The organism is uncultured Thermosynechococcus sp., assembly GCF_938074695.1.
Lineage (GTDB): Bacteria > Cyanobacteriota > Cyanobacteriia > Thermosynechococcales > Thermosynechococcaceae > Thermosynechococcus.
This window is the reverse complement of sequence record NZ_CALJEM010000080.1, coordinates 1-8,098: the sequence shown is the minus strand read 5'-3', so window position 1 is coordinate 8,098 and position 8,098 is coordinate 1. Positions and strand designations below refer to the sequence as shown.

The window sequence follows — 8,098 nt, the reverse complement described above, 5'->3', positions numbered from 1 at the left end:
TGCTGGGCGTGCGATGAAGTGTATTTTAGACCTAAAATCCAGAAAATTTGCTGGGTAATTGCTTCATATTGTTCAATGGAAATCAAATCTTTTTTCTGATGTAAAAGAATCAGCCGACTCAATTGTTCAGTGACGGTGGCCAACTCCTGTGGGTCAGGGTAAAGACTCTCCAGTACAGCGTATAAATCTGCTTCTGCATTTGCCACTAGCCCCGCACCCTCATAAATGACAGGTTTGAGAAGTGGCTCGTATTGCCGCAACAATCGCCGCAGGTAATAGATCATTGAAATTGATAAGCCGGGAATTGCCACTGAACCAATCTCCTTAGTTCTGAGTTAGGGAACAGGAAAATTACTGACTAATCCTTGAGTCAGCAATAATTACAATAATTAAATCTTGCATCTACGCCGATAGTTGTTACCTAGGCTACAATTTTCCCCATACTATCAACTGACTCACAGCCTAACCTTGAACTCAGGGAAGCCATTTTTAGACTAACCTCGATAATTGTTCAACGACAATAGTCTAGGAATTTCCTATAGTTCTGTCAATTATTTGTGTTAGGGAATACCAAGAAACTCTACTTTTAGAAAGCCTAAGATTTAATTAATATTCTATAGATAACTTAATTGATATTCATCAATTGATCCGAAAAATATCCATTAAATGATCTAAATAATTAATTTTGAGATGTTTGAGTCTCACCTTGAGATTAATGATCATTTATTACTCCCCTCGCTAAAGCATAAATTTAATCTCGACAGAAAATTTATCAATCCAAAGCTGGCCAAAAGAGCACTTCAACTTTGGGATTGTTTCTAAATTATCCTAGAACTTTGATCACTCATTCTTCAACACTGCACAGCCATTCTTGTTTTTTTAATTAATAACTGAGATAAGTGAGCGGTTAAATAATTCAGAATTATTTAAGCTTCCTAGGATCCTTAACTATCTTCCTTCCGCGAATATTCCACCGCCAAGGAGAGGTCTTAAATTTGGCTGAGACCTAGCGGCAAAGTCTGCCGAGCAATCTAGCTCACTTTAGCTTTCAATTGGTGGCCAGAAGAGAAAAGCTTTCTGGCTCTCTGCTGTATCCATAGCCATTTACGTTAAATTTTGGCAGGGCACACTAGTGTACAAAAAAGCCCACAATTAGCAGCGGAATAAAAAGACTCAGCGCCACAATCAGCAGTAAATTTTCTGGCTCGACATTGATGATCATGGGTTGATTGTTCTTTTTTTGGGGGTCAAGATCAGTCATCGCAGGATACCCAAGGGATACCCCTACCCTAACAAACGCTGTCGCAGTCTTGGCAAATGTTAAGCAGCCCTTGCAAATGTCAATCACTCGCAAGAATCCGCTATGATACTGTCAGGTGCCTAAATGAGTGGGGATCCCTATGCAGTGTCCCTATTGTTGCCATACGGATAGTCGCGTTCTGGAGTCTCGATCGGCAGAGGGGGGTCAAAGTATTCGACGGCGTCGGGAATGCCTTAAGTGTGGCCGTCGCTTTACCACCTACGAGCGGATTGAGTTTGTACCCATCACGGTCATTAAGCGCAATGGCGATCGCGAGTCCTTTGATCGCTCGAAATTGTTGCGGGGGATTATAACTGCCTGTGGCAAAACAAACATTCCCCAGCAAAAAATTGAAGCTCTGGTGGATGATATTGAAGCAGATTTACAGTTGCGATCGCGCCGCGAGGTCACGAGCGCAGAAATCGGGGAGGCAGCACTCCAGCGGCTGCGCCATCTCAGCGAGGTGGCCTATGTCCGTTTTGCCTCTGTTTATCGCCAGTTCCAAGGGATTAGTGATTTTGTTGCCGAATTAGCTCATCTGCAACAGACACCCCCCTCTCCAGAGTTGGTGACGGCCTCCCGCTCCTAGAGAGACTTCATGGGTAAATCGGCATTGATGGTCTCAATGAGGCGTTGTTCTTCGTTATTGATTTCGCCAATGTAATGATCAAAAATTTGGGCTAGGCGCGGTTCATAAAAGCGGTGCAGGCTATAGTTGGGGGTAGCGGGGAAGCCTCGCCGTTTTTTATGTCGTCCTCCTGCGCCGGGGTCAAAGCACTGAATCCCCTGGGCGATCGCCCACTCAATGGGTTCGTAGTAGCAGGCATTAAAGTGAAGGCAATCAATTTCACGGGCACTGCCCCAATAGCGACCGTAAAGATTAGTCCCCTTGGTAATACAAAAGGACATGGCAATGGGGTGCTGAGCACCGCCGTTGGGATAGGCAGCAAAGAGCACCACTCGATGGCGATAGCGATCGGCGAGAGCCTCAAAAAACTGCCGTGTCAGATACTTGCTCCCCCACCAGCCAAATTTGTCGCAGGTATCGGCATAGAAATCGTACATCTGTCGCAGGAGGCTGCGGCTCACCTCCTCTCCCTGATGCACCCGAAACGTCAGATCCGCTTGGGCAACGGCCTTGCGTTCCCGCTTGATGTTGCGGCGTTGGTTAGCATTGAAATCCGCAAGATAATCGTCAAAGGTTCGATAGTTACGATTGCGCCAAATGTAGCTGTGGTGTAACCACGCCCGATAGCCATAGGCTTCCACAGCAGGCTGCCATTGGGGATCAACGTAGAGAAAGTGGCAACCGGAAAGGTGGTGACGCTGGCAAAGGCGATCAATTTCATGCAGCATCACCCTTGTGATCAGGTCTGCGTCCACATCCTCTGCCATGAGAAAGCGATAGCCGACCGCCGGCGTAAAGGGCGCCATCCCTAAGAGTTTGGGGTAGTAGCGAATGCCTAGCCGCAGAGCCAGATCCGCCCACTGGTGATCGTAGACAAATTCCCCCTGACTGTGGCCTTTGATATAGAGGGGAGCAGCGGCTACCAGTTCCCGCTGTCCTTGGCGATCGCGCCAAACCAACAGATGATGGGGGAGCCACCCCGTTTGCGGTGTAGCGCTGCCGGAAGCCTCAATTTGATGCAGCCATTCCCATTCAAAGAAGGGGGTTTCTAGAGGTAGAGCCAGGGCATCCCACTGCTGTTGGGGCACGCTGGCGATCGCATTTACCCACTGAATCGTTAGCTCTGGTGCCAGTGTCGCTGCAAATTCTGCCATGGTTCTCAGGGAAACCGCGCCTCTGTTGTACTATAGCAAGCCCTTTATAGAAAGACACTGCCATCGGGCATAACAGCCTCCTCCAAGCACGCCCCCAGCAACAGCGCACTACTGAGATCGGCGCGCATTAGGTTGGCTTGGCGCAAATTGGCGCCCTTGAGATTCGTGCGGGCAAGGTAGGCATCAATGAGGCGAGCCTCCTGTAGATCAGCCCCTGTTAAATCCGCACGCCGCAAATCCGCCTTATTCAGCACTGCTTCCCGCAGGGTTACCCCTTGGGCCTGAGCATCATCAAGCCGTGCCTCTGAGAGAATAGCTTGACTTAAATCCGCTTGATTGAGAATTGCTCCCCGCAGATCCACTTGAGCCAGCCGTGACTGCCGTAAATTACTGCCCACCAGATTCGCTTGATAGAGAATGGCACGTGTGAGAATGGCTCCCTGAAGATTGGTATTTTCTAGATTCCCTTGGGCAAGGCTGACGCTGTTGAGGTTGGCCTCCTTGAGATTCGCCCCCTTGAGGTTAGCCCGCGATAAATTGGCTCCCGCCAAGTTCGTTCCCTGCAGATCCGCTTGGCGTAGGTCGGCACCCGCCAAATTTGCCGCTTCCTGGTAGTTCTCTTTGCGAAAATTCGCGCTGCGCAAACAAGAGCCGGCCAAAACGATATGACTTAAATTCGCTTGTCGCAAGTCACTGCCGAGGAAGTTGCAATCTCGAAAAACTGCTAACGTGAGATCCGCTCCCTGTAAATCGGCGCGATCAAACACGCAGCCATGACATTGGGCCTCATGAAAATGACTGTCCTGAAAAGTTGCTTGGGTAAAGTTACACCCCTCCAGCCGTGCGCCGGTCAACAGGGCATAGCTAAAGTCCGCACGGCCAAAGTGACAAAATTGGAAATGTACCCCCTGCAAACTGGCGCCTCGTAAATCAATGCCAATCAAATCAACACCTACAAGACGAACGCCCGCCAGATTTACCGTTTGAAAATCGGTTTCGCCCTTGGCATAGCGAGCGAGCAACTCTTCAGCGTCCATGTCAATCTCAAGTAGGGAGCAACGCTGTTATTCCAGAAACGCCTATGATTAACATTGCCAGCCACCATGCTGGAGAGCGTAATAGTGCAAAATTTCCTCAAGTCGTGTTTGCGTCTGTGGCGAAGAAGTGGGGGACACGGTCACGGCAATCCCTTCAATTTGACTCAGATCATAGTCAAAGTGGGAACAGGTTTGGGGTAGCAGCCGCACAGACACCCCCTCCAAGAGCTGCAGGTGAGCCGCCAATTCGCGATAGACGGCTAAGGGCATCCGCGGGTTATAGTACACCTGTTCACTCATGGGGTTGCTTAGGGGGGGTGGGCAACGCACAACAATTGACATCATTCAAGCAAACTTTACCCCATGCTAAAGCCCAACGCACGAGTGCCACGCGATTCTCCGATTTTGTTTTCATCAGAATATTACTGATGTGGTTATCTACCGTGCGCTTACTGATGTCTAGTTTGGCGGCAATATCCTGGTTGGTTAGTCCCGCTGCCACCAGTTCTAAAACCTGTAGCTCACGCTCCGACAGCAGTGAATACTCCAGTCGATCGTCTTGCGGTATAGACATCCCTGAATCCGTATAATTACTTAGACCCCTCTATTAATTGTAGTTGACAACTTCTCTCCTTGCTGCTCTTTTAGCCCAAAACCACACAATTCCCTTCCACGTGCCCGGCCATCAACGGGGTCGAGGCATGGAGTCGCTACTGCGCGCCCTTTGGGGAACGGCCTTAGCCCAAGACTTGAGTGAATTGCCTGCTCTCGACAACTTGGCTCAGCCCACGGGCGTGCTGCGGGAGGCACAGGCGGCGGTGGCGGCTACGGCGGGGAGCGATCGCGCTTGGTTTTTGGTGAATGGAGCCACGGGTGGTCTTTTGGCGGCACTGTTAGCGACACTGCATCCCGGCGATCGCGTTCTTGTGGGTCGCAATGTGCACCGCTCGGTGATTGCAGGACTGGTGTTAACGGGGGCCAAGCCCGTCTATTTGGGGGTGAGGGTTGATCCGCAGTGGGGGCTGCCATTGCCGGTGACTAGGGAGGTGGTTGCCGCCGGTTTGGCCGCCTATCCCGACGCTAAGGCGGTTGTGCTTGTCAGTCCCACCTATGAAGGGCTGTGCTCACCCTTGCGAGAGATTGCCCAGTGCGTCCATGAGCACGGCCTGCCTCTGATTGTGGATGAGGCCCACGGCAGCCATTTTCGTTATCATCCGGCATTTCCCGTTGCCGCGTTGGCGGCGGGAGCCGATGTGGTTGTGCAATCGTGGCACAAAACTCTGGGAACCCTAACCCAAACGGCTGTCCTCCATCTGAAGGGGGAGCGGATTGCCCCTGAGCGCCTAAGTCAAGCCCTAAACTTGGTACAAACCACCAGCCCCAGCTATTGGTTTCTGGCGGCGCTTGAGCGGGCGGGCTATCAGATGGCTCAGCAGGGACGGGAAATTTACGAAAGGCTTCTCCAGTGGGTCAACCGCTATGAATGGTGCCTGCCCCGTTGGCAGCCCACAGGCATCCCTCAGGATCCGCTGCGATTGACCCTAGGGACTTGGCCAATTGGTCTGACGGGCTTTGAACTAGATGAGTTGTTGCAACCCCAGATTATGGCTGAGTTCCCCGCTGGGCGATCGCTCACCTTTTGTCTGGGGCTTGGCACCACACAGGCCATGCTTGCAACTTTGGCCGATCGCCTGAACACCATTTACACCGAATACCGCCACCATGCGCCTCTGGCGCCCCTGTCTCTGCCGCCGAGTTCCAGCCTTCAAGAAAGCCCCTGCTCACCACGGGACGCCTACTTTTGTCCTCAGGTCTCGGTTCCCCTCAAGTCGGCTTTGCATCAGATCAGTGCCGAGACCATCTCTCCCTACCCGCCGGGAATTCCCACTGTGATTGCGGGCGAGGAAATCACGGAGTCAGTTATTGAAAACTTGCAATACCTCAAGGAGCTTGGTGCAGAGATGGTAGGGGCTGCCGATCCCACCCTACAAACCCTGAGGGTCTGCAAAGTCTAATCTTCCCAGTCCTCCTCTTCCAGTAAATGGCTCACCAGGTGCTGCTCCAAGAGGGGTTGCAGGTGCTGAAAGTCTTGAGGGGAGAGAAGTTCCGGTTCTTGGCCAGGCACTAGCCGAGCAACGTAAAGGGTGGGACTCAGGGGCGTATAAACGCTGTATTCCCGTGTCCCACAAAAGAAGCTACTGCCGAGGGGTTGATACTCCTCAATGTCTTCGTCGGCTTCCACCTCCACCCTGAGAACGTCCTCTTCATCGAGATCAGGGAGGTCACCGGACACGGTTAAGGTCAACGCTGTGCGCTTGAGGGTGAGGTTTTGTTCTTCAAGGATGGCACGGGCTGTATCAAAGACCGCATCAATTTCATGCTCCTCTAGGGGCATCAGGGTTTCTTCTTCGTCGTTTTCCGCCACAACCGTAAAAATTTCGACGGGATAGTCTACCGGACGCAACAGCGCATAGGTTTCCCCTTGGACATTCAGGCGGAACTCGATGTAGCAGTCTAAGAAGCGACCTGCCTCATCGTAGAGGCGAAGCTGCTCCATCTCTTCTTCAAAGTCTTCGTCCTCCCAGGGCTGCTCATTACTATTTTGCTGGTTTTGATAGTTTGAACCCATGCTGCTTCAGGAAAAACTACTTGGGAAAGATTCCCTATGGCATTGGAGCATACCATGCAGCGGGTCATCGTGGGGCATTCCTTGGGGCAGCTTTGGCTGATTTTTCTCCAAAAACCTAAAATTAGGGGGTCTCCAAAGCGGCAAATAGTGCTGCCACTACCTGTGCTGCCTTCTGATCCAACTTGTGCCAGTCCACTTCCCCAGCAGCATCAAAGAGGCTGAGATCCGCTTCCACCTCCCCCACCTGAAAGTCATGGATGCCGCTGTAGTCGAGTTGGGGAGTGTACTGCTGAAAACAAATTTGGTAGCACAGCTCCCACAGGTTTACCCGCTGTTGGCGATCGCCCTGCCGTAAATGCAACCAGTAGAGAATTTGGGGTTCTGCGTCCCCGCAGGCAATCTCAACGGTTTCATAGCTACCCTGCCAAGGAGAGGTTTCCAGCGATCGCCGCAGATGATCTAAAAGGCGAATCAGCGCCGGTTGCATCAGTTGCGCCGCTGCATACCAAGGGTGGTCAGTGTTGGCAGTCATGGGGTTAGGCCTTTGGTTTCTTCACATTGTAGGCTTCGTGGGACAGGACGCTGCGGGGTTCAATGCGATCGCCAGTGTCGTAGCAAATGAGACGGTAGTGATAGTTGAGGGGAATACTAATGACACGGCGATCGTGATTGAGGCGCTTGCCCTTGAACCGGCGATAATCAGCGCCCGTAAGAATCTCGGCAATCACTTGGCGTGCCTTAAGCACAATTGACTTGGGTAATCCCTCCAAATCAATCACATCTTGGGCAAAGGAGGCTGCCCATTCCTGTCGCGCTGCGCGCGCTTGCTCGCGAACCGTTACTTCTGGCGTCTTTGCCTGCAGCTCCTGAGCGCAGCGATGACATGTCTGACCATAGCCTTGATGACCGCAGGGAAATCGTTTCCGACGACGGGACATAGGGCATTCCCCAAAAAACAAAATAGGGCAGAAAGTTGTACCCCCTGCCCTGCTCATCTAGTTATATTCTGTGCCTAAAGAGGTACCCTGAGCAAGTTAGCCCAGAAGGGCATTGGCCTTGGCCACCACATTCTCCACAGTGAAACCAAATTTCTCCATGAGGACATTGCCCGGCGCCGAGGCGCCAAAACGGTCAATTGACACAGTGGCATCGGCATAGCGACACCAACCAAAACTGGTGGCCGCTTCCACCGCAAGCCGCTTAACCCCTGTCGGCAGCACACTGGCTTTGTATTCAGGGGACTGCTCCTCAAAAAGTTCCCAAGAAGGCATGGACACCACTCGCACTTTCTTGCCGTTGGCAGTCAGTACTTCGGCGGCTTTGACACAGAGGGAGACTTCTGAACCTGTG

Annotated in this window: 12 protein-coding genes; 2 read left to right on the top strand and 10 right to left on the bottom strand. The window is 51.8% G+C overall.

Annotated features, from left to right (window positions below; all coding sequences use genetic code 11):
* Both Q0683_RS10630 and Q0683_RS10625 read right to left on the bottom strand, forming a co-directional pair.
* Positions 1 to 311, bottom strand: a 311-nt coding sequence (locus Q0683_RS10630; protein WP_298977646.1) for a hypothetical protein, incomplete at its 3' end; no start/stop codon positions are given.
* 818 nt (positions 312 to 1,129) lie between these two features.
* On the bottom strand, positions 1,130 to 1,261 hold the full coding sequence (locus Q0683_RS10625; protein WP_298615535.1) for a hypothetical protein: 132 nt from the start codon (positions 1,259 to 1,261) through the stop codon (positions 1,130 to 1,132).
* Positions 1,262 to 1,400: 139 nt separating this feature from the next.
* Here Q0683_RS10625 and nrdR point away from each other — a divergent pair, with 139 nt between their 5' ends.
* Positions 1,401 to 1,889: a transcriptional regulator NrdR gene (nrdR, locus tag Q0683_RS10620; RefSeq protein ID WP_298618017.1), complete on the top strand. Its 489-nt coding sequence runs from the start codon at positions 1,401 to 1,403 to the stop codon at positions 1,887 to 1,889.
* Here the strand turns inward: nrdR and Q0683_RS10615 are convergent.
* Genes Q0683_RS10615 through Q0683_RS10600 form a run of 4 tightly spaced genes read right to left on the bottom strand, consistent with a single transcriptional unit; the run spans position 1,886 to position 4,693 of the window.
* A complete protein-coding gene (locus Q0683_RS10615; protein WP_298615540.1) occupies positions 1,886 to 3,082 on the bottom strand; it encodes a GNAT family N-acetyltransferase in 1,197 nt (398 codons plus the stop codon). The genes nrdR and Q0683_RS10615 overlap by 4 nt on opposite strands.
* A gap of 44 nt (positions 3,083 to 3,126) precedes the next feature.
* The gene (locus Q0683_RS10610; protein ID WP_298615542.1) at positions 3,127 to 4,119 is read right to left on the bottom strand and encodes a pentapeptide repeat-containing protein; all 993 of its coding nucleotides are present in this window, start codon (positions 4,117 to 4,119) and stop codon (positions 3,127 to 3,129) included.
* A 48-nt stretch (positions 4,120 to 4,167) separates the two neighbouring features.
* Positions 4,168 to 4,419: a hypothetical protein gene (locus Q0683_RS10605; protein WP_298615545.1), complete on the bottom strand. Its 252-nt coding sequence runs from the start codon at positions 4,417 to 4,419 to the stop codon at positions 4,168 to 4,170.
* Positions 4,412 to 4,693 (bottom strand): helix-turn-helix transcriptional regulator, encoded by a 282-nt coding sequence (locus tag Q0683_RS10600; RefSeq protein WP_298615547.1) that lies wholly within the window; start codon positions 4,691 to 4,693, stop codon positions 4,412 to 4,414. Before Q0683_RS10600 ends, Q0683_RS10605 begins: the two co-directional genes overlap by 8 nt.
* A 43-nt stretch (positions 4,694 to 4,736) precedes the next feature.
* Here Q0683_RS10600 and Q0683_RS10595 point away from each other — a divergent pair, with 43 nt between their 5' ends.
* Positions 4,737 to 6,134, top strand: a complete 1,398-nt coding sequence (locus Q0683_RS10595; RefSeq protein ID WP_298615549.1) for an aminotransferase class I/II-fold pyridoxal phosphate-dependent enzyme — start codon at positions 4,737 to 4,739, stop codon at positions 6,132 to 6,134.
* Here Q0683_RS10595 and Q0683_RS10590 read toward each other — a convergent pair.
* The 4 genes from Q0683_RS10590 to Q0683_RS10575 form a co-directional block, all read right to left on the bottom strand.
* Positions 6,131 to 6,748, bottom strand: coding sequence for a DUF3727 domain-containing protein (locus Q0683_RS10590; RefSeq protein ID WP_298615552.1), 618 nt, complete (start codon positions 6,746 to 6,748; stop codon positions 6,131 to 6,133). The two genes, Q0683_RS10595 and Q0683_RS10590, sit on opposite strands and share 4 nt — an antisense overlap.
* 121 nt (positions 6,749 to 6,869) lie before the next feature.
* On the bottom strand, positions 6,870 to 7,280 hold the full coding sequence (locus Q0683_RS10585; RefSeq protein WP_298977643.1) for a hypothetical protein: 411 nt from the start codon (positions 7,278 to 7,280) through the stop codon (positions 6,870 to 6,872).
* Positions 7,281 to 7,284: 4 nt separating this feature from the next.
* A complete protein-coding gene (locus tag Q0683_RS10580; RefSeq protein ID WP_298615558.1) occupies positions 7,285 to 7,686 on the bottom strand; it encodes a hypothetical protein in 402 nt (133 codons plus the stop codon).
* A gap of 96 nt (positions 7,687 to 7,782) precedes the next feature.
* The coding region (locus Q0683_RS10575) for a transketolase-like TK C-terminal-containing protein (protein ID WP_298977639.1) at positions 7,783 to 8,098 on the bottom strand (316 nt) is incomplete at its 5' end.